The organism is Pseudomonas sp. UBT, from assembly GCF_050915955.1.
GTDB classification, from domain to species: domain Bacteria; phylum Pseudomonadota; class Gammaproteobacteria; order Pseudomonadales; family Pseudomonadaceae; genus Aquipseudomonas; species Aquipseudomonas antarctica_A.
In genome coordinates this window covers 4,768,921-4,793,296 of the sequence record NZ_CP168079.1, presented here as the reverse complement: position 1 = coordinate 4,793,296, position 24,376 = coordinate 4,768,921, and the positions used below count along the sequence as shown (strand labels likewise).

The window sequence follows — 24,376 nt, the reverse complement described above, 5'->3', positions numbered from 1 at the left end:
ACATGAGTATTCTTCAGGCACAACAGCTCGACATTGGCTACGGTGCGACGCGTATCGTGCAGGGGTTGTCGTTCGCGCCGCCAGCGGGTCGCGTCACCGCGCTGATCGGCCCCAACGGCTGCGGCAAGTCCACCTTGCTCAAGGCGTTTGCGCGCATCCTTAAACCCACCCAAGGTGCATTGACCCTCGATGGCCAGCCCTACGCCAGCCTGTCCGCCCGCCAGTTGGCCCGGCAAATTGCGTTCTTGCCCCAGGTGTTGCCAGTGCCGGAGGGCGTCAGTGTGCGCCAGTTGGTCGCTTACGGTCGCAGCCCGCACAACTCGCTGTGGGGGCGCCTGAGCGGCAACGATCAATCCCATGTGACCCAAGCCATGCAACGCCTGGAACTGGACAGCCTGGCCGACCGTGCGCTGGCGGATTTGTCCGGCGGTCAGCGCCAGCGCGCCTGGCTGGCCATGGTGTTGGCGCAAAACGCGCCAGTGGTGCTGCTCGACGAACCCACCACCTACCTCGACATCAGCCATCAGGTCGAGCTGCTCGACTTGATGGGCGAACTGGCCGCCGAAGGCAAAACCGTCATCACCGTACTGCATGACATCAACCAGGCCTGCCGCTATGCCGATCATCTGGCGGTGATGCAGGGCGGCAAGCTGGTCGCCGATGGCGCGCCCGCCCAGGTGATCAGTGCCGAACTGATGCGCCAGGTGTTCGATGTGCACGTGCAGGTCATGCAGGAGCCGCTGGCCGGCACGCCCATGTGCCTGGTGGAAAAAAGCACCCGTACACGTGCCTGATGTGGGCAAAAATCCGCGAAGGGCTTGCTCCCTAATCGCGTTCTGTCCTGCAAAAACATTATTTATATGAATAAAGTTATTTATAAATAATGAAAGTAGAGAATATTAGCTTATGCCCAAATAGCATTATATTTTTAAAATCCATTCCGTTATGTTTGATCGCAACAGCCTACCCCTGACCTCGGATGGTACCCAGCGTGATTCAGATTCTGCGCGCCATAACCGGGTAACAACCCCGCGGCAGAATCGTTGGAACGGAGTTCAACGTATGTTGCCATTTCAAAGCCCTCGCTCGCCCCACACCTAGTTACAGATCGCTTACACCTCCCTGAAAACCGTGCACCCCGCGCCGTCCCGACGACAGCGTGACTGCCCGACTTCGCGATCCGGAAAGTTTGGAGTGGCCATGAAGCAAGTTTTACAACCCACCGCCGCACTGGCGCTGGCCCTGTTTGCCGGCACCGCACAGGCCCAGGACGACAGCACCCTGTCCACCGTGGTGGTCACCGGCAACCGTGGCGCCGAACAGCGCACCGTCACCAGCAGCCCGGTACCGATCGATGTGGTCAGCGCCAAGCAACTGCAAAACACCGGCAAGCCCGGCTTGATGGAAGCCTTGAGCGCGGTGATCCCGTCGCTGACCCTGCCGGAAAAAACCGGCTGGGATGCCAGCGGCATTGCCCGCGCACCCAACCTGCGTGGCCTGAGCGCCGCCGAAGTGCTGGTGCTGGTCAATGGCAAACGTCGCCACACCAGTGCCACCCTGAACATCAACGGCATCAATACGGGCGCGGCGCCGGCCGATCTCGACTTAATTCCCATCAGCGCCATCGACCACGTGGAAGTGTTGCGCGATGGCGCCGCCGCCCAATACGGTTCGGATGCCATCGCCGGGGTGATCAATGTGATCCTCAAGGCCGACACCAGCGGCACCGCAGTGACCAATATCGGCCAGGGTTACGACGGCAAGAAACAGACCGTGCAACAGAGCCTCAACAAGGGTTTTGAAATCGGCAACGGCGGCATCGTGCAACTGGCCCTGGATGCGCGCAGCCAGAATGACGACAACAAGGCCAGCGCCAACGGCTACACCTATGAGCAAGCCTACAACCAGGCCGGCAGGGCCACCTATGGCGGTTATGGTACGCCCAAGACCAACCTGCTGACCTTGGGCTACAACGCCGAGCTGCCGATCGATGACAGTCTCAGCCTGTATTCCTTCACCACTTACTCACGACGCAAAGCCGAGCAGGGGCAGAACTACCGCCTGCCCACCATCACCAACACCATTACTACCGGGCCGAACGGCTACCCGGCCGGTTATACGCCAACCTGGTCCATCGACGAGGATGATTTCCAGGCCGCATTCGGCGGCAAAGGCACCGTCGGCGCGTGGGACTGGGACTTGTCCACCACCTACGGGCGCAACGAAGCGGAGCAGGGCACCACCCACAACCAGAACCCGTCGCTGGGCGAGTACACGCCGAACAGCTTCACCTCCGGCACCTGGATTTCCACCGAGTTGACCACCAACCTCGACTTCAAACGCGGCTTCGACGTCGGCCTGCAAAAACCGTTGGACCTGTCCTACGGCTTCGAGCATCGACGCGACACCTATGAGGTGCAGGCCGGTGACTATGCGTCTTATGCCAACGGCGGTTATTGCGTGGCGCCGGGCAACTGCGCTTCATCCGGGGCCCAGGTCACCAATGGTATTTCACCGGACGAAGCCACCAGCGCCTCGCGCAACAGCCTGGCCAGCTATGTTGATGTGGGCTTCAACCCGCTACCGGATTGGTACGTGGGCACCGCCTTTCGTTATGAGCATTACAACGAAGGTGTGGGCGCTACCCGCAGCGGCAAGTTGACCACGCGCTACGATTTCACCCCGCAATTTGCCGTGCGCGCCACGGTCAGCAATGGCTTTCGCGCGCCGTCCCTGGCCAACAGCCTGTTCAGTGCGCGCTCCACCACCTATGGCGTGGTCGACGGGGTGTACCAGTCGATCAACTACGGCGTGTTGCCGGTGGATTCGGCGGCGGCCAAGGCCCTCGGCGCCCAAGAGCTGAAACCCGAGCGCTCGACCAATTTCAGCCTGGGTTTCACCCTCACGCCCACCGACCGTTTGAACTTCACGGCCGACGCCTACGTGATCAACCTGCGCGACCGCATCACCCTGACCGGTACCTTGCTCGGGCCTGAAGTCACCCAAGTGCTGCAGAACAACGGCATCAACTCAACCTCCGGCGGCCAATACTTCATCAATGGCGCCGACACCCGCACCAAAGGTGTTGATCTGGTCAGCAACTACAACCAGGACATCGGCCAGTACGGCACCTTGAAGTGGACGGCGGCGTTCAATTGGAACCAGACCCAGATCCTCAACTACAAGGCGTCCACAAACATCCTGGGCACTTCCTATGACCTGATGGACCGCCAGGCGCGCAACCTGATCACCGGCGTCCAGCCCAGCACCAAGCTGATTCTCGGTGGCGACTGGAGCATCGACCGCTTCAACCTCAACCTGGCCCTGACACGCTATGGCACCTACAAGGAAGTCAACGTCTCTGCCGACCGCAGCCTGGACCGAATCTACAGCGCCAAATGGATCACCGACCTCGACCTTGGCTACAACCTCACCAAAGCCCTGAACATCGCCGTCGGCGCCAAGAACCTGTTTGACCTCTACCCCAAGAAACAAGGCGTGCCGAGCAGCACCATGCTCGCCAGCTACCGCACCTATTCGCCCTACGGTTTTACCGGCGGGTACTACTACACCCGGCTGACTTACGCCTTCTAAGGCCGCTACCCGCGAGGAATAGAACATGCCCATTGTCGCCAAAACCTATGACCTGATCGATGAGGTCACCGACTACCCGGTTCGCCAGCGCCGTGTCTCCACGCCGATCAAGGCTCTACACGTGGTCCCGGCCCGACACCCCTGGCGCTGGGCGGGTTCGATCTTTGCCGCGCTGGTGTTGCTCGCCATCGTGCATTCCCTGGCCACCAACCCACGCTGGGAATGGGGGGTGTTCGGTCAATGGTTCTTCTCGCCGTCGGTGCTGCGCGGCCTGGGCCAGACGCTGTTGCTGACGCTGCTCAGCACGGTGTTCAGCATCATTCTCGGCACTGCGCTGGCCCTGGCGCGGCTGTCGGGCTCGCCGCTGCTGGCGGCATTGGCCTGGGGCTATATCTGGTTTTTCCGCTCGATGCCGGCGCTGCTGGTGCTGATCATCCTGTACAACTTTGCCTATCTGTATGACCACATCGTGCTCGGCGTGCCCTTCACCCGTGTGGTGTTCGCCGAATGGTCGACGGTGGATGTACTCAGCCAATTCACCGTGGCGGTGTTGGGCTTGAGCCTGATGCAAGCGGCGTACGCGGCGGAGATCATTCGCGGCGGCCTGATCGGCGTCGACGCCGGCCAGCACGAAGCCGCGGCAGCCTTGGGGTTGCCGGCCTCGCGACGCATCTTCCGCATCATCTTGCCCCAGGCCTTGCGCTCGATCCTGCCCTCGGGTTTCAACGAAATCATTGGCCTGGTCAAGGGCACGTCGATTGTCTACGTGCTGGCGTTGCCGGAGCTGTTCTACACCGTGCAGGTCATCTACAACCGCACGCAGGCGGTCATTCCGCTGCTGATCGTCGCCACCGTCTGGTACCTGATCATCACCACCGTGCTGACCAGCGCCCAGTACTACGTCGAGCGCTATTTCGCCCGAGGCACTGCGCGCGTGCTGCCGCCGACACCGCTGCAACGCATAGGCCGCTGGCTCAAGGAGAAAACCCATGAGTGAAGCACGCGCCGGGCGCATCCAGATCCAGGGCGTGGGTAAGCGCTTTGGCAACCAGCAGGTGTTGAAAGACATCGACCTGACCATCGACCCGGGCAAGGTCACGGTGATTCTCGGCCCCTCCGGCTCGGGCAAATCCACCTTGCTGCGCACCATCAACCACCTGGAGAAAATCGACAGCGGGCATATCACCATCGACGGTGAATACGTTGGCTACCGCCGCAAGGGCGACCTGCTCTACGAGCTCAAGGAACGCGAGATTCTCAAGCGGCGTATCGACGTAGGTTTCGTGTTCCAGAACTTCAACCTGTTCCCGCACCTCACGGCCTGGGAAAACATCGCCGAAGCACCGCTGGCGCACAAGCGCTGGAGTAAGGCCGAGGCTCAAGCCAAGGCGTCCGCACTGCTGGCCAAGGTCGGCCTGGCGGACAAGCTCGATGCCTACCCGCGCCAGCTTTCCGGCGGCCAGCAACAACGTGTGGCCATCGCGCGGGCCCTGGCGCTGGACCCCAAGGTGTTGCTGTTCGATGAGCCTACCTCGGCCCTCGACCCGGAGCTGGTGGGCGAGGTGCTCGACGTGATCAAGGGCCTGACCCAATTGGGCGTGACCCTGGTGATCGTCACCCACGAGATCGGGTTTGCCCGCGAAGTGGCCGACCACGTGGTGTTTCTTTGCGACGGCCAACTGATCGAAGAGGGCCCGCCCGAACAGATTTTTCGCCAACCCCGACATCCCCGCACCGTGGCCTTTCTCGGCAAGGTGCTTTAGTTCAAGGAGTGATTGCTCATGTTCATCAATACCGCCCGTGTGGCTTTGCTGACGCTTGCTGTCAGTGCCGCGCACACGGCTTTCGCCGCCACGCAGCCCGTTGACCTCAGCCCTGACCGCGCACGCATTCATGTGCCACGCAACGAGGCGGCCATCGCGCAAATCCCGCCGGGCTTCAAGTTCGCCCAGCCGGGCAAATTCACGGTGGCGGTGTCCGGTGTGGCTGGGCCACCGCTGGCACTGCTGGCCAATGACGACAAGACCACTATCGGCAGTGAGGCCGACACCGCGCAGCTGGTGGCCGACAGCCTCGGGCTGCAACTCAACGTGGTGCAGACCAGTTGGGAGGATTGGCCGCTGGGCGTGAGCTCGGGCAAATACGACGCGGTGATCAGTAACGTCACCGTGACCGAGGCGCGCAAGAAGCGCTTTGACTTCGCCACCTATCGCCAGGATGTGCTCGGGTTTTACGTCAAGAGCACCAGCAAAATTACCGAGATCAAACAGGCTTCGGACATTGCCGGGCTGAAGATCATCGTCGGCTCCGGCACCAACCAGGAAAAGGTCCTGCTGGCGTGGAACGAGGCCAACGAAAAGGCTGGCATCAAGCCTGCGCTGTTGCAGTACTTCGACGACCAGGCCGCCGCGCAATTGGCGGTGCAGTCGGGTCGCAGCGATGCGCTGTTCGGGCCTAACTCGGTGTACGCCTATTCGGCGGCGATTACAGGCGGCATCAAGCGAGTCGGTACGGTGAACGGTGGCTGGCCGTTGAAGGCGGATATCGCGGTAACTACGCGCAAGGACAACGGCCTGGTCCAGCCGATCCATACCGCCCTGGAGGGCGCGATTGCCGGCGGCCAATACGAACAGGTGCTGCAGCGTTGGGGCCTGGATGTGGAGCGCGTCGACGCGTCGCTGATCAACCCACCGGGCTTGCCGGACTAGGAGAATCGACATGGGACTGACACGACGTGAAGCGTTGTCGAGCCTCGCCGCCGTAGGGGGCGAGAAGGCCGTCAAGGACGCACTGGCGGTATTGGGTTTGGGGCCCTCGTCACATCGGCGGCCGCAACCGCTGAAACTCAAGGACGGCCTGGGGCAGGGCACCCGCGTGTTGGTGCTGGGCGCCGGGATTGCCGGGCTGGTCACCGCCCTGGAGCTGACCCGCGCCGGGTTCAGCGTGCAAGTGCTGGAAGCCCGTGAGCGCGTGGGCGGACGCACCTGGACACTGCGCCATGGTGATCGCGTTGACTACAAGGACGGCCGCACGCAAACCGTGGCGTTTGATCCGGGCCTGTATTTCAACGCAGGTCCCGCACGCATCCCCAGCCAGCACCGCACGATTCTCGACTATTGCAGCGAACTGGGTGTGCCGCTGGAAGTGCTGGTCAACAGCAGCCATGGCGCCCAGGTGCGCCCGGACCTGCAGCAGCCGGCGTTCACCGTCGGCCAGGCGATCAACGATGCGCGTGGGCACCTCTCCGGTTTGCTGGCCAAAGCCGTGCAGCGCGATGCGCTCGATGATGTACTGAGTAGCGAAGAACGCACGCGCTTGCTGGCCTTCTTGCAGGTCTACGGCGATTTGTCGCAAGAACTGGCCTATGAGGGCAGCCTGCGCGCCGGTCATCTGGATTCGCCTGCGCACCCCGGCGCATTGCCCGCCAGCCGCAGCCCGCTGGCGCTGGATCGCTTGCTGCATCCCGAGCTGTGGGGCGCATTACTGCATACTGAATTCCCTGAGTTCTCCGCGACCATGTTTCAACCGGTCGGCGGCATGGACCGCATTACCGACGCCTTCTACCAACGCGTCAGCGAGCACGTGCAGTTGGGCGCTCAAGTCCGGCAGATCCGTCAGCTGGAAGACGGCGTGGCGGTGACTTACCACGACCAACACAGCGGCCGCGAACAGGTGGTGCGCGCCGATTATTTGGTCTCGACATTACCGCTGCCGCTGCTGGCCAGGCTCGACACCGACTTCAGCGAACCGGTCAAAGCCGCGTTGCTCAGCACCCGCAGCGATCAGGCGACCAAAGTCGCGTGGCAGTCCCCGCGCTTCTGGGAGACCGACTATCGCACCTACGGCGGCCTGTCGTGGATAGAGCACCCGGCGCGCCTGCTGTGGTACCCGAGCAATGACCTCAACACCCGCGAAGGTGTGTTGGTGGCCGGTTACGTCACCGGGGAGGGCGCCGACGTGTTTGGCGCGCAACCGTTCAACCAGCAATACGCCACCTCCAAGGAGGCCGTGGAGCTGCTGCATCCGGGTTACTCCAAACACTTGCGCAACCCGCTGGCGGTGTCCTGGGAACAGATTCCCTACAGCGAAGGCCCGTGGCTGCAACGCGAACACTTCCCGGCCGAGGCCAGCGCCTTGTTGGAACACGCCCATGGCCGCGTGTACTTCGCCGGTGACGGTTTGGTGCAAAGCGGTGTGGGCATCTGGCAGGAGTCAGCAGCCAACTCGGCCCGCTTTGTGGTCGGTCAACTGGCTGAGCGGGTTACCCAACAACGACACATTGCGGTCGTGGCCGCGTCTTAAGGAGCAACACCATGAGCGACAGCATTCAACGCACCAGCGTCGGTGATTTTCCGATCTCGCAAACTGTCTCCGTGCCGGCCTCCGCCAGTCTGGTCTTTGTCAGCGGCACCTTGCCGGACCTTGCCGACCCGAACGCACCGGCCGGGACGCCGGCGGCCTACGGCAATACCGAAGTGCAGACGGTGTCGGTGTTCAACAAGCTGCGCAAGATCCTTCAGCAGCAGGACCTGGACCTCGGCGATATCGTGCAGTTACGGGTATTCCTGGTCGGCGCCGAAGAGACCGGCGGCAAGCTCGATTTCGCCGGTTTGCAGCGTGGTTATACGCAATTCTTCGGCACGCCCGAGCAGCCGAACAAACCGGCGCGCACCGCGTTGCAAGTGGTGGCGTTGCCGTTGCCGGGGGCGTTGGTGGAGGTGGAGGCGGTTGCCGCCAGGACGGTTTAGCACTCAGCGACTGCCCAGGTGTGCGAACAGTTTCTGCGGCTGCGGGATCAGCTGCGCCTGGCTGCTGCCCCCGCAGACTTTGGCGCTTCCCCCACGTAATCGACACTCAACGCGGTGATGTACTCAGGTGGGACAGGCCGCACGGCATGCCCATGGGCGAATTCACCCAAAATCATGTCATGAATCGGTCTTAAACCGTCGTTTTCATCAGGTTTCGATGCCTTGCCAGTGGTTATGATCAGTCAGCTTGCTGCTCTCTTCTTCCAATAATAAAGGAGCACAGATCTTGGACTGGTTGCACTATCTCATCGAAAATCTGCCGTTGCTGGGGACTCGAACCATCGAGCATTTGGGGCTGATTTCCATTGCTGTCGGGTTGGCAATCGTCACCGGCGTTCCCATCGGCATCGCCATTACCCAGAACAAACGCGTGGCCGATGCAGTGCTGTACGCCGCGTCGGTCCTCGTGACCATTCCTTCTGTCGCCATGTTCGGGGTGATGATTCCTCTGCTTTCTCCCTTCGGCTATGGCATCGGTCCGGTGCCGGCAGTCATCGCTGTGCTGCTGTATTCCCAGTTACCGATCATCCGCAACACCTACACCGCCATCGGTAATGTCGATTGCGCCCTCAGGGAAGCGGCACGGGGCATGGGCTTGAGCCCGCTCCAGCGTCTGCGCCTGGTTGAGATTCCCCTGGCGATACCGCTGATCATGGCCGGCATCCGCACCGCTGTGGTGTTGAATATTGGGGTGATGGCCATCGCTGCCTACATTGGTGCTGGAGGCCTGGGGACATTTATCAGTCGCGGTATTTCGCAATCGGATTCGCGGCAACTCGTGCTGGGGGCCGCGGCAGTGAGCCTGCTGGCGATTATTGCCGACTACTTGCTGCTCTGGTTGCAGAAATGCATAACGCCACGTGGCATGGCTTTGGCGCGCTGAACACGCTTTTCCTCTTTCATATCAGGAGCCTGCCTGCATGATCCAACTCGACTGCCTGACCAAGACATTCGATACCTCCAAAGGGCTGGTCACAGCGGCGGACAATATCTGCCTGGAAGTCCCCAGCGGCGAAATCTGCATCCTGCTGGGGCCGTCGGGGTGTGGCAAAACCACCACCCTGAAAATGATCAATCGCATCATCGAACCCACCTCTGGCAAGGTCTTGATCAACGGGCAGGATACTTCCGGGCTCAACACTCAGGAACTACGCCGCAATATCGGCTACGTGATTCAGCAGATTGGCCTGTTCCCGAACATGACCGTCGAAGAAAACATCTGCCTATTGCCCAAGCTGCTTGGTTGGGACGTGAAGCGCTATCGCGAACGTGCCCGCGAGTTACTGGACATGGTGGCACTGGACCCCAACCTGTTTCTCAAGCGTTATCCCTATGAACTGTCAGGTGGGCAGCAGCAGCGTATTGGCGTGGCCCGTGCCCTGGCAGCAGATCCGCCCTTGATGCTGATGGACGAACCCTTCGGGGCGATTGATCCGATCAACCGCGCGTTGATTCAGGACGAGTTTCTGCGTATGCAGCAGGCGCTGAACAAGACCATCCTGTTCGTCAGCCACGACATTGACGAAGCGGTGAAGATGGGTGATCGCATCGCCATTTTCCGAGACGGCAGGCTGGTGCAGTGCAGCATCCCGGACGACCTGCTGGCGGCGCCAGAAAATGCCTTTGTCGAGAGTTTTCTCGGATCAGACCGCGCCTTGAAGCGCCTGAACCTGGTACGTGTCAGCCAGGTCATGCTGGCCAATACACCGGTGCTTTTCCAGCACGACAGCCTGGAGCGCGCGCTCGGCGTCATGGATGAGCATTCCTACATAGCAATGACGTTAGTCAACAGCGCGCACCAACCGATTGGCATGGTGCTGCGCTCCACCGCAGTCGCCAAGCGTGGGCGTTGCGGCGACCATTACCTTGGGCTTGATGCGGTCGTCCATGTCAACGATGACCTGCGTAAAGTCGCCTCGCTGATGTTCGCCCACGATACAACCTGGATGCCTTGCGTGGACGACGATGGCCGCTTCTGTGGCGAGATCACGCAAAAAGGCATTACCCATCATTTGGGGGCTCGCTACAGGAATAGGCCTGAGGTGACGATATGCGCATAGCCGCGACCACGGATGCAGTTTACGCGGGCCTGCTCTGTTTGGTTTTTGTAGGCGGCGCGGTGGTCGGGCACCAGGGATTGTTTAACGCTTTCTACACGTATTGGCCGGACATTCGCTACCTGAGTATGCAACACCTGCAATTGACAGCGATGTCCGGTGGCCTGGCGGTCCTGGCCGCCATTCCTCTGGGCATCTGGTTAAGTCGGCCACGCTTGCGTCGTTACTCGCAAACAGCGATGCAACTGCTCAACATCGGCGCGACCCTACCGACCTTGGCTGTGTTGGCATTGTCCGTGGGGCTTCTCGGAATTGGCACCTTGCCCGCCGCGTTTGCGCTGTTCGTCGCGACCTTGCTGCCAATCACCCGCAATACCCATACCGGTTTGCTGGACGTGCCACAGCACCTGCTCGAGGCCGCCAGTGGCATGGGCCTGTCGCCCTTTCAGAGTTTGCTCAAAGTCGAGTTGCCCAATGCACTGCCCACGATGTTCGCTGGCATTCGCACTGCCCTTGCGATCAACGTGGGTACGGTGCCCCTGGCCTTCTTGATCGGCGGAGGCGGTCTGGGTGAATTGATATTTACCGGGATCGACTTGAACGAGCCGGTCATGATGTTGGCTGGCGCCATACCGACCGCCATGCTGGCAATTGCGGTAGACGCCATCGTCGCCGCGCTGGCAACCCTGGCAATTTCGCGCGGCGTCAATTCGCATCGCGCTGTTGCAGCACAACTTAAACCTACCCGCTGAGGATCGACCGATGAAACTCAAGTTGCTTCAGGCCATCGCCGCCTTATTGCTCGGCTCCATCGGCGTGATCGCTTCGGCGAATACGCTGACGGTAGGCGGTAAGAACTTCGTTGAGCAACAGTTGCTGACTAGCCTCACCGGGCAATATCTGGAAGGGCTGGGCTATCAGGTGAAACAGCGTGCCGGCATGGGTAGCAGTGTGCTGCGCAGCGCACTGGAAAACGGCCAGATCGATCTTTATTGGGAATACACCGGTACTGCATTGGTTAACTACAACAAGGTCAAGGAGCGTCTGTCTCCCGAGGACACCTATACACGGGTGAAGACACTCGATGCTGCCAAGGGCCTGGTCTGGCTTACGCCGTCAAAAGCCAATAACACTTATGCCTTGGCCATGCGTAGTGCCGATGCGCAGGAGCGAGGTATCACCACGCTGTCGCAACTGGCGGCCTTATTGAAAGCCAGCGGCGGCAAATCGTTAAGTATTGCCATGAACGCTGAGTTCTATTCCCGTGCCGACGGTTTTAAACCCCTGTCCGAGGCCTATGGCCTGGTGATCGAGCGCGACCGGATTCGGCGCATGGATTCTGGACTGACCTACGTGGCCCTGAAGGATAAACACGTCGACGTCGCCCTGGTCATGGCCACTGACGGTCGTATACCGGCTTTCAACTTTACTGTGTTGCAGGACGATCTCAACTTCTTTCCGGACTATGCGATTATTCCCGTAGTGCGTGAAGCGACGTTGGCGAAGAACCCTCAACTGGCCGAACAGATGAACCGTCTTTCGGCTCTGTTGGATGATCAAGTCATCGCTGGACTCAATGCCCAGGTCGATATTGAAGGTGTCGCGATCGAAACCGTCGCCAGCGATTTTCTCAAGCGCAACCGCTTGATCTGAGTACCGCTGCAAACACCACCGAATGCTTGCAAGTCGTTGCCCCTGTCAATGCTTCTGCCGTAACTGCCGGGGTGTCACCCCGAACATCTCGCGGTGGCAGCGCGCAAAGTGTGACGTGGTGGAGAAGCCACAGGCCAGGGCGACCTCCAGAATAGGCAGAGATGAACTGAGCAAAAGCTCCCGAGCCCTTTCCAGGCGCAGCTTCAAGTAGTACTGCGCCGGCGTCAGTTGCAATTGCTCACTGAACAGCCGCTGCATTTGCCGGTACGACAACCCAACCATGCGGGCAATGTCTTCGCAACTGAGCAGCCCTTCCAAATGGTTCTGCATCAGCGTGATCGCGCTGATCAGTTTCGGGTTATGAATGCCCAGTCGGCTTTCCAGTGACATACGCTGCTTGTCGTGGGAGCTGCGAATGCTTGGGTGTACACACTGCTCGGCTACCTGGTGCATCAGTGCATTGCCGTGCTGAAGGCCGATCAGGTGCAACATCATGTCCAGGCCGGCGACACCACCGGAACACGTCCAGATTCGTCCGTCCTGTTCAAACAATTCGCCCGTCACGGTCGCTTCCGAGTGTTCTTCGAGAAGGCTCTGGTGGCTCTCCCAGTGAATGGTGCAGCGTTTACGGTCCAGTAAGCCTGCACGAGCCAACAACAGGCTGCCGGTGGATATCGAACCGATCAGGCGCTTGCCGTTGTTGCGTTGGCGTAACCAGCTGCGCATACCCTCCGAGTCGAGTTGATGGGCGGCGATACCCGCCACCAGGAACAACGCATCGAGCGTGTCTGCTTCACGCAGTTTGATCGTAGGGGAAAATGGCAAATTATTGCTGGCGAGGACCTCGCCATCGTCCCGACTCAACAGGCCCCATTGATAAAGCGTAGTACCACTCATGCGGTTGGCGATGCGCAATGGCTCCAGCGCTGCGGCAAACGAAAGCATGGAAAATCCGGGAAAGAGCATGAAACCAAAGGTACGCGTTTCAGGTGTCATGAATCGGCCTTTTTACGTCGTTCTTATCGTATTGAAGCGGTTTTGACTGACGCATCATAAGCCCGTCGAACCCACTTCGACAGCGATGCGGACAAACAATAAATTCGCCTACTTCGAAGGATTTTTTCCATGCAGACAGAACAAGTTCAGGTCGTGAGCGACGGCATAAAAATTGATGCTGCCTATTTCTGGGATGACCACGCACTGCGCGCCGATGCGCCGCTGGTGATCGTCTGCTCGGGCTTCACTGGCCTGAAAAACATTCATCCGGAGCGTTTCGCGCGAGCCCTGACGCCGTATGGTTATTTCTGCTTTGGGTTCGATTATCGCGGCTTTGCCGACAGTGGTGGTACCCGGGAGAAAGTGCTGATCGAAGAACAGGTTCGTGATATTGCCAACGTGGTCGCGGTGGTTGCCGAACGCGCCCGCACTGAAGGGCGCAAGCTGGTCCTGGCTGGCTGGGGCATGGGTGGGGGCCTGGTTCTGGATGCCTATCGCCAGGCCGAGGGTTTGATCGACGGTCTGATCGCGATGAATGGTTTCTTCGACGCCGTACGGGTACAAAAAGCCCTGCGCGGCGGCGAAGGCTGGAAAGCATTCCGTGACTTCATGAACGCCGAGCGCCTGCGGCTGGCCAAGGGTGGCGACGCTAAAGGCATCGACCCGTTCGCTATTTATCCACTGGATGAAAAGTCCCGTGTCTATGTCGACAATGTATTACGCAAGAACCCGGACTATGGGGTGACTTCGGATTTTGAATTTGCTGATTCACTGATTGCTTTCACCCCTGAAGCGCATATCGACGAACGTTTTGCCGGCACACCGTTGCTGATCGCTCACGGTGCCGAGAACAATCTGCACCCAGTCGAAGAGGCACGCTCGCTGTTTGCGCGCTACCCAGGTCCGAAGTCCCTGTTCCTGCTACCTGATGCCGGTCACACCGAATGGATGTTGGATGAAGATCCTAAGTTCCAGGTGTTTTCCGCTCGCATTGCCCAGTGGTTGGACGAGCATTTCGCCTGAGTCGGGAATAGGCCCGGGGCTCAAGCTTCGGGCCGTATTTTTACCTGCAACCGTGGCCGAACGAGAGGCGAGTGATGAAAGCCCCACCTGACGAACCCAGCACGTGCGCGCCTGCCGATCCGACACCGCGCCCTCCAACGTTTACCTTGCCCGCCGGGGCCGTGGACTGCCATGCGCACGTCTTTCTTGACCCGCGCGCTTTCCCTTTTCATCAGCCGCGCAGCTACACCCCACCACCCGCCTTGCTGGAAGCCTATTGCGCCATGCATCGCACTCTCGGCATTGCCCGTGGCGTATTGGTGCAGCCGAGTGTCTACGGTGATGACAACAGCGCCCAGGCAAACGCACTGGTGTCCTTGCGCGGAAAAGGGCTTGATTACAGGGGCGTTGCCGTAGTGAGGGGGAATGTGACGGATGCCGAACTCGACCGATTGGGGCGCATTGGGTTCTGCGGTGTGCGCCTGAACTTGCTGTTCGAGGGGGGGATCGCCTGGGCCGATGTCGTGCATCTGGCCTCGCGCCTGGCCGAGCGCAACTGGCATCTGCAATGCTTGATCGACATCTCTACATTTCCTCGGCTTACCCATCGCTTGGGTAACCTGGCGGTTCCGGTAGTGATCGATCACATGGGCCATTTTAATGCCGAGAAGGGCGCCGCTCATCCGAGCTTCCAAAACCTCCTGCGTCTGCTCGACACGGGTCGGGCCTGGGTCAAGTTGTCCGGTGCCTATCGCCTTATCCGTCAGAATCATCCGCCGTACTCCGATGTTCAGCCGTTGGCCGAAGCGCTGGTGCAAGCCAACCCGCAGCGCTTGGTTTGGGGGTCGGACTGGCCACACCCCCATATTCGGGGGGCGATGCCAAACGATGGCCACCTGCTTGATCTGCTGGCTGGCTGGGCACCGGACCAGGCCACACGCCAGGCGATTCTAGTGAGCAACCCCGAGGCTTTGTATGGCTTCGCGCCTGTTGGGCAAAAAAACGGTCATTGTCGATAACTGCCCGGCTGCATCGCAGCAGTGGTGTTAAGCAAGGGTCGTGTCAGGGACTTGGGCTTAAGGGGTATGCAAACGTTGAATACAGCGTTTTGGATGATCAATAGTTCTGATAACTATCAGAGGCCTACATAACTTGAAAAACCGCCGGGTAAATCGAGCCCTGACTTGATGATGCGCTGCGCCGGAGCTACCAGCCGCAGAAGGCCGACGGTGGCAAGGACGGTGGGCCGGTAAAGTTTGGCTGGAACATCCGGCAAAACATCAAAGCCTGAGTCCCAGCCAACCCCTTACTCCTCCAGCTGCAACGCCTGCTGCTTGAGCTTGCGCTTCTGCTCAAACGGCAACTTTTCATTATCCCCATACGGCGCGCTGTACCAGTTGCCATAACTTGGATTCGGCAGCAAAAACCAGCGTTGCCCCAGCCAGCTCACATAGGGCTCCACCGCCTTGCGTTGGGCGGCGAGGGTGTTGTGTTCGGCTTGCACGAAATCCCCCAGCGAGTCACCTGCCATCAGCAATACACGGGCATGGCTGGCGACCCACTGGCGGCGGCAAGTCTTGCCGTAACCGGCGCTTTCGCAATGACCGGTGGGTGTGCTGGCGGCCAGGACTTGTTCGTCGCTGCTCACTGGGAAGCCGCGCAGGCGCAGGTTGGCGACGGTGGCTGCGACCTGGCTGTGTTCGCGATTAGTGAGGTAGTAAACCTTGATGCCTTTTTGCTGGGCGGCTTGCAGGAACGCCACCGCTCCCGGCAATGCCTGGGCCCTGGCCTGGTCGACCCAGGTGTTCCATCGGTCGTAGGAATACACTTGGTTATTGATGATGTCACGTGCATTGAGCGGCACGTTGTCCAGCAGCGTTTCGTCGATATCGACCACCACGGCCGCAGGTAGCCCGTTCAAGTTGCGTGGCGGGAAGGGCAGGGCATCCCAGGTTGGGTCGGCCAGGGCCACATCGAGCTGGCGGGTGGCGTTGGCAAACAGTTGACGGTAGATCAGCTCGTGCTCAATGGAGGTTTGGGTCCAGAGCACGGCGTCGAGTTGGTCGTTGGCCGGTGGGGTCTGCTGGCAGCCCGACAGGGCAGTGGTCAGCAGGCAGACACTGGCGAATAACAGCTTACGCATGGGCAAGTCTCGAAGAGGAAGGCGCATTGGCAGCACCTTAGCCTAATCGCCCCCACAATCAAGGCGCGCATACCAGCGCCTGACGCTCATAGTTCAGCGCTTTGTTCTGCGGCGGCAGCGCATAGGTTGCGCTGCATTGCTGCTCGCCCCACTTGATGATCAACGTGCCCTGATCCTGTTCCACCAACGCCAGCGCATTCCCATTCGGATCAGCAATCGCCAGTTGCTTGCCATTGGCGTCCTCCAGCGAAGCCCCAAACGACAGCGGCTTATGCTGCGCATCAAACAACTCAAACAGCACCCGCCGTCCAGTGCTGCCACTGTAATGCGCCACTACGACGGCGCCGCGGCGCGGTACCAGTTGCTGGGTGGCGTTGGTAATTTCCACATCGCCACCCAGGTCACGGGTGTCCAGGCTGATCCAGTTCACCCGGTAAGGTTGGGCCGTTGGGATCACTGCATAGCCGTTGTAGCCGGTTTCGACGCCGCTGTAGCTGCTGATCTTCGCCCCGGCGATGCCCGGCACCTCGGCCAGAGCGAAGGTCTCACTGACGGTTTGTCCCAGGTTGACGCCGCCCGCATGGGCCACCACGGAACCGGCAAGGTTGAGGTTCTGCGAGTTGTAGCCCTGGCCCTGGCTGTAGCCAACGCTGACATCCGCCACTGAGGTGCGGCTGTTGATATTCACCGAACCGGAATCACCGCTGGTGTCGCTATGGCCCGCCTGTACCGAATAGAACGTGTCGCTGGCATCGGCGACGTAGCCGTTGATACCCGCTTGCGTCGTGGTGTCGCCATGCTGATGGCTGGTGGTGACAAACGCCCGGGGGGCGCGGGCCTGGCTGCCCAGCGGGAACGAGATGGACAGGTTCACCTGCGTGTCACTGCTGGGCTCGCCCCAGGTGACGATTTGCTTGGTGCGCGTCACGCCAACGTTGTAGCTCAGGTCGCCCCAGTTGCCGGTGTAGCCGGCGGATAGACTCTGCGACCCGCCGCGGTTCCAGTAACGCTGGTCGCTGGCATTCACATACAGGCTGCCGAGCGCATTGTTGCGCCCCAGGCTCTGGTTGATGGTCAGGTCGGTGCGGGTTTTCGAATGCCCGGTGCGCACGCGCACGTCTTCGCTCCTGTCTTCCACATGGTCGGTGAGCGTGCGGTAGCCCTCGGTGGAGTAGCGGTAGGCGGCCAGGGTGAAGTTGGTGTCGGTGCCGGCAAAGGTCTTGGCGTACAACGCACGCACGCTGCTGCCCTGGGTGGTTTGCCCTCGCGCCTTGCTGGACGAATGGGTGGTATCCAGGGAGAAGGCGCCGAACGAGGTGTTCTTGCCGGCGCCGATCGACAGGGCGCTGTAGTCGTCACTGGCTTGCAGGCCGACAATGCCGCTGAGGTTGCTGGTCAAGCCGTACGCCAGGGTGCTGCTGATAAATTGCGGGCTCGCCAGGCCATCGGCGTTGCTTTTGAAGGTGCCCGCCGAGACGCTGTATTTGACCTGGCCTTCACGGACCATGATCGGCAGGCTGGAAAATGCCTGCATCGTCACACGACGGCTGCCGTCGGCTTCGATAACGGTGATTTGCAGGTCGCCGTTGGAGCCGCTGGGGTAGATGTCGTTGATCTCGAACGGGCCGGGCGCAACGTTGGCGGTGTAGAGGATGTAGTCGTTCTGGCGGATCTCTACGGTGGCATTGGTCTGCGCCACACCACGAATTACCGGCGCGTAGCCGCGTTCGCTGTCGGCCCGCATGCCGTCATCGGAGGCGAGTTTCAGGCCGCGATAACGCACGCTGTCGAACAAGTCGGTGTCGGAGAAGATCTCACCGGCGCTGAACTGGCCCTTGATCGCGGTCACGTCATGCTGCAAGTAGGTGCGGTTGCTGGTGAAGGTGTTCGAGCGCCCGGTGCCGTTACTCATGTTCGATTCGTTGCGCAAGCGCCAGGCACCCAGGTTGATGCCGTTGCGCAGGCCGAGGTTATTGGCGATGCGGGTTTTATAGTCACCGGCCGTGCGGCTGCTGTTGAGCTGGTAGTTGATGAACGCAGCGGGTACGCCGTCGTCCCACAACTGCGGGTCAACATAACCGCGCAGGCCGCGCTGCATGGCCACTTGCGGAATGCTTGCGAGCAGGCGCAGGCGGCTGCTGTCGTAGCGCACACTGGCGTCTTCAATCATCTCGGCGATGGCGTAGCATTCCTGTGGCTGCTGCGGGTCGAGTTTGCCTTCGGCCTGCAAACGGGTCATGTCGATACCCAACTGCTTGAGCAGGTCGAGGGTGAGACAGGCCTCGACGCGACCGTTTTTCGGGTTGCGCTTGAAATCGATATCGCGCCGGCCCACCAGTACCTCGTTGCTGTACAGATCCACCCGGTAATTACCCGGCAGTACGCTGTTGGCCGAGAGCAATTGCTGCAAGTCGACCGGCGACTGCGAGCCTTGCAGGAAGGTGGTGTTGAAGGTTTCCGCAGCCTCATCGGCCATGACCCACGCGGGCAGGCTGGCGGCGATCGCAAGCGACAGCGTCTTCAACTTCAGTGCGCCCCGTGCGGGCCTGTTGCTGGAAAGAAAAGACATGCGAAGACCTGTGACATCCCTGATTGGCGAACAGCCGGGCACGCAAACACGCACGCGAAGTGAGCCTGTGGGTTAGAGAAAAGGCTTAGGGTTTGAGGCGCGCTTCAGTAGCGTGCGAAGCGACGCCTGACAAAGCGGCGGTGTAGTGGTTCTGCGCGCCGTAGTCATTGATGCTGGAAAACGACAACTGCACCGGGCCGCTGGCGATTGGCGCGCTGAGCGGGAACTGTTTTTCCTCGCCGGGCGCAATCATGGTGGAGTCGCTGGCCAGTTGCGCCTGCACTTTGATGTCGGCCATGGACACGTGGTACAGCGTCGGGTTTTTCACCTGCAACAGCGTTTGGCTGCCGTGTTTGGCCAGCGTCCATTCAAGCTGTGCAGGCGCTTGCAGCGCGCTGCCGGTGAGGCCGGCAGGGCGGTAAAAAATCTTGATGCGTTGGCGGATGGCCAACTGCAAGGTGTTCTCAGTTTCGCTGGCCTTGGGGATTTCCTGCACGTTAAGCCACACCACCGACTCACGGTCCGTGGGCATGCCGGTGCCTTCGTACAGAATGCGCAGCAGTTGTTGTTCCTTGGCGAATACCCGCGCCAGTGGCGGGGTGACGGCAAATGGTGCACGGCTGCCGCTGGAATCGTTCATGTCGACCCAGGATTGAATCAACACATCCTGGTTACCGTTGCGCACGGTGATGTTGGCTTCCTTGTGGTCGCCATCGAATACGATACGGGTGGCATTCAGTGAAATGCTGGCGGCGGCCTGGGTAGCCATAAGCATGCCCAGCAGCCCCAGGCATGCGGCGATAGAACGAGGCAGCATGAGGGTTATCCGGTGTAGTCAAAGAAGAATGGCGAGGCCGTATGGCCTCGCACGTTCGGTGCTCGGGGCGCCGAGTTATTCGTATTGCAGGATGAACGGCAGGGTCGCGTCACCGCGACCGGCGGTGGATGCGTTGGCTGCAGCGGTAGTGACGTAGGCGGCTGCGAAGCTCAGGGTGGCGTCGCCGCCTGCGGTGCCGGCGCCGTGCATGGTGCTTTCAATGCGCGCGGTGCTTGGCGAGCTGAGGTCGATCAGGCCGCCATTGCTGTCGAGCAGGGCGATACCCACGTTTTGCGCGGTAGCCGAACCTGGGTTCAGGGCCAGAACTTTTTTGCCGGTGACCAGGCCCGAACCGCCGTTGTTGGCGTCAAAGATCATCGCGACTTTGGTGCCCTGGTTGCAGTTGACGTTCAGGTTGAAGTCTTTGGCAGTGACGCGACCGGCAGTTGGGTTTTCCGCGGTGCCCATGTCTTTGATCGACACGTTGCCCATGTCCACCGAAATGGTGCGGTCGGAGTTGGCGCCGTCGACCGAGCACGCGTCGTTGTTGATCACGCCGGTGAAGGTGATTTTACCGCTGCCGCCCAGGGTTGGCGTCGGTGCAGGATCATCGGCAAAGGCACTGCCGGAAGCGGCGATAATGGCCGAGGCGATAACAGCCAGGGAAAACTTCTTCATGATGATGTCCGTTAGTGTTAGTTGGAAAATGCGGTTGTTGAACTGCGAGGAAAGAGTAAGCGGCGAGGCGGCGGGAGCGAATAAGACGATTCTTATAAGCGCGGAGGCGGGTAGGTTAGTTGCGCTTTTGAAGGGGCGGGAGGCCAGCAAATAAAGGGCGAAGCCATTGTCCAGGAATGGCTTGCAAGTGAGTGGTTAGTTGAAAATGTTACGCGCCAGGCAATAGGCAAGAAGGTCCTGGTCGCTGCTCACTTCAAGTTTGCGCATGGCCGATATTTTTTGCGCACTGATGGTCTTGGAACTTCGGTTCTGACTGCGCGCAATATCACTCACGCTCATGCCGGAAATAAATAAGCGCAGGATCTCGAACTCTTTGGGCGACAAGCTGGTGAAGCGCTCGTCGATGGCCGTCAGGGTCTCGATCACTGAGGTCTTGGGCGGTTCCAGGCTGCGATAGGCGCTCTGCTGCGCAATCGCCTTGAGCGCCAATTGAATCTCGGTGTGCAACTGGCTTTTCTGGATGATGCCGACCACACCCAGCTCCTGCAGGCGAGTGAGGATCAGGTGGTTGGAAATCATCGTCAGGATCAGGATCTGTACCTGCGGGAAATGCCGTTTGAGGTATTCCACCAGCTTCAGGCCATCGCCGTATGGCGAGTCGCCCGGCATGTTGTAATCGGTGATCACAATGTCGGCGCCCTGGCGCTGCAACAGCTCGATCAGGCCGGCCGAACACACGGCCTCGCCGACGACTTGAAAGCGCGTGTCGCGCTCCACCAGTTCGCGAACGCCAAGCAACACGATCGGGTGATCGTCCGCGATTACTACGTTGAATTTTTTCATAAAGGGCCGTCCGTAGTGCCAGTTCAAGTAAGTGAAGAGTGCCCGGGCTGGAGAGTCTCCAGAACGGCCGACAGACGCTGCATCACAGCCTTCACCTTGAGCTCAAGCGTAGTGTCGAGGCTGCCGCGGTTAAGCGCGCTTTCCAATTCGATGCAGGCCTGGGCCAGGCTCAGCGCCTGCACTGCGCCCAGGGCGCCCGCGGTCGAATGCAGCAATTGGCCGAGGCCGTGGGCATCACGCTGCGCCAGCGCCACGCCGATGCGCTGCAAGTCATGCTGCACGCTGCTGATGAACAGCGGGCGCATCTTGTCCGACAGCTGCACGCTGTCGTCGAATACCGCCGCGACGGGCTCGATCGGCGGCTTGACCTTGCACAGCTTGACCAACTGGCCGCGCAGGGTTTGCAGGCTCAAGGGTTTGACGATCCAGGCATTCATACCCACTGCCAGGCAACGCACACCTTCCTCGCGCATCGCATTGGCGGTCACGCCAATAATCGGCAATTGCGGGTCATGCTCGCGCAAGGTCCTGGCCAGTTCATAGCCATTCATCAGCGGCATATTCACGTCGGTCAGCACCAGGTCGAAGGCCTGCGGTTGCCACAGTTGCAGCGCCTGTTCGCCGTTGGCGGCCAGGCTCACCGAGCAACCGAGCGCTTCCAGCTGTTCCTTGATGATTGCCTGGTTGACCGGGTTGTCCTCGGCCACCAGGATGCGCAGCCCCAACTGCCCGGCGCTTTGGGGGCGTGCTGCCGCAGGTTGCTCATGCTTGCCGTGCTGCGCCAGTGATACGGTGGCGGCGATGCTGCGTATGTCGTGCAGATCCACCACCCAGCCTTGCGCCGTGTGCAGTGGCGGGCTGTGCGCGCCCGGCAGGCAGAGCACACGTTGACCGGCCCATGGTTTGGCGGACTCGTTGGGCAACAGGTCCACCAGCACCGCCTGGCGGCTGTCCTTTTCATGACTGGTCGCTGCCAGAGCGGCCGCAATGCCCAGGCGGTTCAGCCAGTCACTCATCGACTGCGCCAATTCGCGCACCGGTGCCTGCACATACACCGGCGTCGGGCTCGGGTCGATCTGCGGCAGGTTGGTCAGCGTGCCGCAACACCGTGGCAGGCGCATTTTCAGGGTAAAGCTGCTGCCCAGGCCTGGCTCGCTGACCACGCGGATTTCGCCGTCCATCATTTGCGCCAGCCACCGGCAAATCGGCAGGCCCAGCCCGGCGCCGCCTTCGCTCGCGGTGTCCGGTGCCTGGTAGAAAAGATCGAACAGCTTGGCTTGCTGCACCTCGGGAATGCCGACGCCGGAGTCGGTGACTTGCCATTCCAGGTCAACGTTGTCGGCATCAAACTCCATGACCCTGGCGCGGATCACCACGCGCCCGACATCCGTGAACTTGATGGCGTTGCTCACCAGGTTATTGAGGATCTGGCGGATGCGCATCGGGTCGCCCATCACGCAGTCCGGCAACTGCGGGTCGATGCAACTGTACAGTTGCAAACCCTTGCGCTGGGCGGAGGCCGCGTAGGTGTGAAGGGTGTCTTCGAGCAGGTCCAGCGGGCAGAAATCCACGGCTTCTATCGCCATTTGCCCGGACTCGATTTTCGACACATCCAGCACATCGCTGATCAGTTGAAACAGCGTGCCGGACGACCGCTGGATGGTGTGCAGGTAGGTTTTCTGGTGCGCGTCCAAGTCGGTGAGGCCGAGCAATTCCAGGGTGCCGAGCACGCCATACAGGGGCGTGCGGATTTCATGGCTCATGGTCGCCAGGAACAGTGTCTTGGCCTTGTTGGCCGCATCGGCGGCGTGGCGCGCTTCTTCCAGCGCCTGGGCATCTTCGATATGTCGGGTGATGTCGTTGAACGCATACAGGCGCACGTTCTCGGCCTGATAGCGGGTCGACACAAAGCCGATTTGCAGGTGCCGGCCTTCGATTTCCAGGTGCGTCTCGCCACTTTCGGCGCTGTCGTGGGCACCGGCCATGGCTGCCACCAGGCGTGCGGTGCCCGGCCATTGTTGGGCACGCTGGTTTTCGATCAACACTTTGCCGTCGCTGCGTCGCACCACGCATAAGCCGGTGGGCGCGGTGTCGATGATCACGCGGCTGAACGCCACGCTTTCGGCAATGTGTTCGTGGGCCAGGCGCGCCGGGGTGATGACCTGGCGCCGATACCAGCGGCTGCCGGCCCAGCCCAGGCCAATCAGGCTGGCAAAGAGTAGGGCCAGGGTGCTCAGCGGCCACAACGCGGAGTGGAAGAAGTGCGAGTAGTTAAGTCCATAGACCGCGCTCCAGGGCTGGTCACCTGCTTGGGTTATCTTGAATTCGAAGCCATTCGCGGTGATGTGCATACCATCGCTGAGTGGCGCTCCGGTTTCTGGCCCGATCAACCGCGTGCCGTCGGGGGCAATCAGCGTGAAGCGATCAAACGCCGAGTGGTCGAGGGCACGCTGCACATCGTCGGCCAGGGCCAGGTCGAGCAAGGTACCGATCACCACCTGGCTCTGGCCATCGAGTGGCAGGCCGATGTACGCCAGCAAGTGTTCGGGTTCAGGACCTGCCTGCCAATACACGCGATCCTGCTCCAACGGTTGCGGCGTTTGCTCCAGGGTGTTTTGCACCGCGTTGACCACCGCCACCAGGTTGCCGGTTTCCTCGGTACTTTCCCGCCGCTGGTAACCCACGGATGGAATGGTGATGGTGTAGTTCGTCTGCCGATTGAGCAAAAAGGTCTGCGGCGCCTCGTACGGTGACGAGGACCAGAAGGCGCTGTAGTAGCTGGTCAGGTGCGCGCCCAGGGCAAAGATCTGCGGCCTGGCGGCGGCGCTGACTTGCTGCTCATCGAACTTGACGCTGAACGGCACTGAAAACGAATACTTCTGGCCTTCATAGAGCGTACGGCGGTTGTCGACCATGCGGCTTTTCAGGCTGACCTGAACGTTGGTGGCACGCAGCAGTTCGGCCTGGATCCCCGGATGCGTCAGGCTCCTGAGGTACGACTCTTGCTCCTGCAGGTTTTCCATCAGCCGCGCGAAGTGAAAACGCGTAGCGCCGTAGCGCGTTTCGATCCCCCGTTGCAGTGACCAGTAATTGGTGAGGACCAGCAGCAACGCGATCCCAATCAGCACCATCAAGCCTTTGTTCAGGCGCAATGAGCTGCGGGTAAAGGCTTCGAGGATCGCGTTGTTGTGCTTCATCAGGGGTTTCCGCAGGCGC

General features: G+C 60.5%; 20 protein-coding genes and 1 pseudogene. 14 read left to right on the top strand and 7 right to left on the bottom strand.

The window, feature by feature from the left end:
• Positions 1-2 precede the first annotated feature (2 nt).
• The 11 genes from fecE (at position 3) to ACDZ94_RS22005 (ending at position 12,112) form a co-directional block, all read left to right on the top strand.
• Positions 3-794 carry a Fe(3+) dicitrate ABC transporter ATP-binding protein FecE gene (fecE, locus tag ACDZ94_RS22055; RefSeq protein ID WP_259763606.1) on the top strand — a complete coding sequence of 264 codons (792 nt, stop codon included), beginning with the start codon at positions 3-5 and terminating at the stop codon, positions 792-794.
• Positions 795-1,200: 406 nt separating this feature from the next.
• Positions 1,201-3,594 (top strand): TonB-dependent receptor plug domain-containing protein, encoded by a 2,394-nt coding sequence (locus ACDZ94_RS22050; RefSeq protein ID WP_432750834.1) that lies wholly within the window; start codon positions 1,201-1,203, stop codon positions 3,592-3,594.
• A 25-nt stretch (positions 3,595-3,619) separates the two neighbouring features.
• A complete protein-coding gene (locus tag ACDZ94_RS22045; RefSeq protein ID WP_064453136.1) occupies positions 3,620-4,591 on the top strand; it encodes an amino acid ABC transporter permease in 972 nt (323 codons plus the stop codon).
• A complete protein-coding gene (locus ACDZ94_RS22040; protein WP_064453135.1) occupies positions 4,584-5,357 on the top strand; it encodes an amino acid ABC transporter ATP-binding protein in 774 nt (257 codons plus the stop codon). The genes ACDZ94_RS22045 and ACDZ94_RS22040 overlap by 8 nt, the downstream gene beginning before the upstream one ends.
• An 18-nt stretch (positions 5,358-5,375) precedes the next feature.
• Entirely contained in the window at positions 5,376-6,302 is a 927-nt protein-coding gene (locus ACDZ94_RS22035; RefSeq protein ID WP_432750833.1) for an ABC transporter substrate-binding protein, read from the top strand.
• A 10-nt stretch (positions 6,303-6,312) separates the two neighbouring features.
• Positions 6,313-7,896, top strand: a complete 1,584-nt coding sequence (locus tag ACDZ94_RS22030; RefSeq protein ID WP_432750832.1) for a flavin monoamine oxidase family protein — start codon at positions 6,313-6,315, stop codon at positions 7,894-7,896.
• An 11-nt stretch (positions 7,897-7,907) separates the two neighbouring features.
• On the top strand, positions 7,908-8,342 hold the full coding sequence (locus tag ACDZ94_RS22025) for a RidA family protein (protein ID WP_064453132.1): 435 nt from the start codon (positions 7,908-7,910) through the stop codon (positions 8,340-8,342).
• Positions 8,343-8,628: 286 nt separating this feature from the next.
• Positions 8,629-9,285: an ABC transporter permease gene (locus tag ACDZ94_RS22020; RefSeq protein WP_407016130.1), complete on the top strand. Its 657-nt coding sequence runs from the start codon at positions 8,629-8,631 to the stop codon at positions 9,283-9,285.
• 37 nt (positions 9,286-9,322) lie between these two features.
• A complete protein-coding gene (locus ACDZ94_RS22015; protein WP_064453130.1) occupies positions 9,323-10,462 on the top strand; it encodes an ABC transporter ATP-binding protein in 1,140 nt (379 codons plus the stop codon).
• Entirely contained in the window at positions 10,453-11,211 is a 759-nt protein-coding gene (locus ACDZ94_RS22010; RefSeq protein WP_064453129.1) for an ABC transporter permease, read from the top strand. The genes ACDZ94_RS22015 and ACDZ94_RS22010 overlap by 10 nt, the downstream gene beginning before the upstream one ends.
• Positions 11,212-11,221: 10 nt before the next feature.
• The gene (locus tag ACDZ94_RS22005; protein WP_064453128.1) at positions 11,222-12,112 is read left to right on the top strand and encodes a glycine betaine ABC transporter substrate-binding protein; all 891 of its coding nucleotides are present in this window, start codon (positions 11,222-11,224) and stop codon (positions 12,110-12,112) included.
• A gap of 45 nt (positions 12,113-12,157) precedes the next feature.
• Here ACDZ94_RS22005 and ACDZ94_RS22000 read toward each other — a convergent pair whose 3' ends face one another.
• Positions 12,158-13,057, bottom strand: a complete 900-nt coding sequence (locus ACDZ94_RS22000) for a GlxA family transcriptional regulator (RefSeq protein ID WP_208604439.1) — start codon at positions 13,055-13,057, stop codon at positions 12,158-12,160.
• Positions 13,058-13,237: 180 nt separating this feature from the next.
• On the opposite strand from ACDZ94_RS22000, the gene ACDZ94_RS21995 reads away from it, so the two are divergent.
• The 3 genes and pseudogenes from ACDZ94_RS21995 to ACDZ94_RS21985 all read left to right on the top strand — a co-directional run.
• Complete coding sequence (locus ACDZ94_RS21995) at positions 13,238-14,131, top strand: alpha/beta hydrolase (RefSeq protein ID WP_262665478.1); 894 nt, start codon at positions 13,238-13,240, stop codon at positions 14,129-14,131.
• A 74-nt stretch (positions 14,132-14,205) separates the two neighbouring features.
• Entirely contained in the window at positions 14,206-15,129 is a 924-nt protein-coding gene (locus ACDZ94_RS21990; RefSeq protein WP_432750831.1) for an amidohydrolase family protein, read from the top strand.
• Between the two features lie 188 nt (positions 15,130-15,317).
• Positions 15,318-15,401, top strand: a pseudogene (locus tag ACDZ94_RS21985) (type VI secretion system tube protein Hcp); the annotation flags it as partial.
• Positions 15,402-15,416: 15 nt separating this feature from the next.
• On the opposite strand, the gene ACDZ94_RS21980 reads toward ACDZ94_RS21985, so the two are convergent.
• The 6 genes from ACDZ94_RS21980 to ACDZ94_RS21955 form a co-directional block, all read right to left on the bottom strand.
• Positions 15,417-16,253, bottom strand: coding sequence for a 5'-nucleotidase, lipoprotein e(P4) family (locus ACDZ94_RS21980; protein WP_432750830.1), 837 nt, complete (start codon positions 16,251-16,253; stop codon positions 15,417-15,419).
• A 58-nt stretch (positions 16,254-16,311) separates the two neighbouring features.
• A complete protein-coding gene (locus ACDZ94_RS21975; RefSeq protein WP_432750829.1) occupies positions 16,312-18,822 on the bottom strand; it encodes a fimbria/pilus outer membrane usher protein in 2,511 nt (836 codons plus the stop codon).
• An 85-nt stretch (positions 18,823-18,907) separates the two neighbouring features.
• Positions 18,908-19,639 (bottom strand): fimbrial biogenesis chaperone, encoded by a 732-nt coding sequence (locus tag ACDZ94_RS21970; RefSeq protein WP_407016134.1) that lies wholly within the window; start codon positions 19,637-19,639, stop codon positions 18,908-18,910.
• Between the two features lie 75 nt (positions 19,640-19,714).
• Positions 19,715-20,317 carry a fimbrial protein gene (locus ACDZ94_RS21965; protein ID WP_064453121.1) on the bottom strand — a complete coding sequence of 201 codons (603 nt, stop codon included), beginning with the start codon at positions 20,315-20,317 and terminating at the stop codon, positions 19,715-19,717.
• Positions 20,318-20,512: 195 nt separating this feature from the next.
• A complete protein-coding gene (locus ACDZ94_RS21960; RefSeq protein WP_053257033.1) occupies positions 20,513-21,160 on the bottom strand; it encodes a response regulator in 648 nt (215 codons plus the stop codon).
• Positions 21,161-21,183: 23 nt separating this feature from the next.
• Positions 21,184-24,357 carry a response regulator gene (locus ACDZ94_RS21955; protein ID WP_432750828.1) on the bottom strand — a complete coding sequence of 1,058 codons (3,174 nt, stop codon included), beginning with the start codon at positions 24,355-24,357 and terminating at the stop codon, positions 21,184-21,186.
• Positions 24,358-24,376 lie beyond the last annotated feature (19 nt).

Excerpts from the sequence above, each read along its gene's own strand:
- ACDZ94_RS21990 (WP_432750831.1), top strand. The coding sequence starts at position 14,206 with ATGAAAGCCCCACCTGACGAACCCAGCACGTGCGCGCCTGCCGATCCG.
- ACDZ94_RS21995 (WP_262665478.1), top strand. The coding sequence starts at position 13,238 with ATGCAGACAGAACAAGTTCAGGTCGTGAGCGACGGCATAAAAATTGAT.
- ACDZ94_RS22000 (WP_208604439.1), bottom strand. The coding sequence starts at position 13,057 with ATGCTTTCGTTTGCCGCAGCGCTGGAGCCATTGCGCATCGCCAACCGC.
- ACDZ94_RS22050 (WP_432750834.1), top strand. The coding sequence starts at position 1,201 with ATGAAGCAAGTTTTACAACCCACCGCCGCACTGGCGCTGGCCCTGTTT.
- ACDZ94_RS21980 (WP_432750830.1), bottom strand. The coding sequence starts at position 16,253 with ATGCGTAAGCTGTTATTCGCCAGTGTCTGCCTGCTGACCACTGCCCTG.
- ACDZ94_RS21955 (WP_432750828.1), bottom strand. The coding sequence starts at position 24,357 with ATGAAGCACAACAACGCGATCCTCGAAGCCTTTACCCGCAGCTCATTG.
- ACDZ94_RS22040 (WP_064453135.1), top strand. The coding sequence starts at position 4,584 with ATGAGTGAAGCACGCGCCGGGCGCATCCAGATCCAGGGCGTGGGTAAG.
- fecE (WP_259763606.1), top strand. The coding sequence starts at position 3 with ATGAGTATTCTTCAGGCACAACAGCTCGACATTGGCTACGGTGCGACG.
- ACDZ94_RS21975 (WP_432750829.1), bottom strand. The coding sequence starts at position 18,822 with ATGTCTTTTCTTTCCAGCAACAGGCCCGCACGGGGCGCACTGAAGTTG.
- ACDZ94_RS22030 (WP_432750832.1), top strand. The coding sequence starts at position 6,313 with ATGGGACTGACACGACGTGAAGCGTTGTCGAGCCTCGCCGCCGTAGGG.
- ACDZ94_RS22010 (WP_064453129.1), top strand. The coding sequence starts at position 10,453 with ATGCGCATAGCCGCGACCACGGATGCAGTTTACGCGGGCCTGCTCTGT.
- ACDZ94_RS21960 (WP_053257033.1), bottom strand. The coding sequence starts at position 21,160 with ATGAAAAAATTCAACGTAGTAATCGCGGACGATCACCCGATCGTGTTG.
- ACDZ94_RS22015 (WP_064453130.1), top strand. The coding sequence starts at position 9,323 with ATGATCCAACTCGACTGCCTGACCAAGACATTCGATACCTCCAAAGGG.
- ACDZ94_RS22025 (WP_064453132.1), top strand. The coding sequence starts at position 7,908 with ATGAGCGACAGCATTCAACGCACCAGCGTCGGTGATTTTCCGATCTCG.
- ACDZ94_RS22045 (WP_064453136.1), top strand. The coding sequence starts at position 3,620 with ATGCCCATTGTCGCCAAAACCTATGACCTGATCGATGAGGTCACCGAC.
- ACDZ94_RS22005 (WP_064453128.1), top strand. The coding sequence starts at position 11,222 with ATGAAACTCAAGTTGCTTCAGGCCATCGCCGCCTTATTGCTCGGCTCC.
- ACDZ94_RS22035 (WP_432750833.1), top strand. The coding sequence starts at position 5,376 with ATGTTCATCAATACCGCCCGTGTGGCTTTGCTGACGCTTGCTGTCAGT.
- ACDZ94_RS21970 (WP_407016134.1), bottom strand. The coding sequence starts at position 19,639 with ATGCTGCCTCGTTCTATCGCCGCATGCCTGGGGCTGCTGGGCATGCTT.
- ACDZ94_RS21965 (WP_064453121.1), bottom strand. The coding sequence starts at position 20,317 with ATGAAGAAGTTTTCCCTGGCTGTTATCGCCTCGGCCATTATCGCCGCT.